This window comes from Companilactobacillus futsaii JCM 17355, from assembly GCF_001435505.1.
In the GTDB taxonomy this organism is placed as follows: domain Bacteria; phylum Bacillota; class Bacilli; order Lactobacillales; family Lactobacillaceae; genus Companilactobacillus; species Companilactobacillus futsaii.
Genome location: NZ_AZDO01000064.1, coordinates 1 through 460 on the forward strand (window position 1 = coordinate 1; position 460 = coordinate 460).

General features: G+C 40.9%; 1 protein-coding gene. It reads right to left on the reverse strand.

The window, feature by feature from the left end; genetic code table 11:
- The coding region (locus FC88_RS05780) for an IS30 family transposase (protein WP_157060432.1) at positions 1 to 460 on the reverse strand (460 nt) is incomplete at both ends.

Consider the following 460-nt stretch of genomic DNA (forward strand, 5'->3'; position numbering starts at 1 on the left):
TTCTAGGTAGATTGTTTAGACGAGAGTTAATGAGTGAGATTGATTGTGGACTTACAGTATCTAGTGACAGCCCTTTGGGCAAGTCACGGCGGATCATTCTATTATGAACTTCATTAGTACCACGTTCACTAGATGTGTATGGATGAGTGAAATAGACATCGCACGTTCCTGACATTGTATTTTCCAAATTAGCAAACTCTGGCCCATTGTCTGCAGTAATAGACTTGATGGTATCTCCGTATGATTCTGCGATTTCATCCATCGCATAGTCCACAGAGTCAGCGTCTCTACCGTCGATTAATCGCATTATTTCGAATCTAGTTTTTCTCTCTGTCAACGTAAGGACAACACTCTCATGACCATTTCTTTTACCAACTACAGTGTCAATTTCAAAGTGTCCAAACTCTAAACGGTCATCAACATAATCAGGGCGTTCTTCAATACTACGTCCTAGAACTCG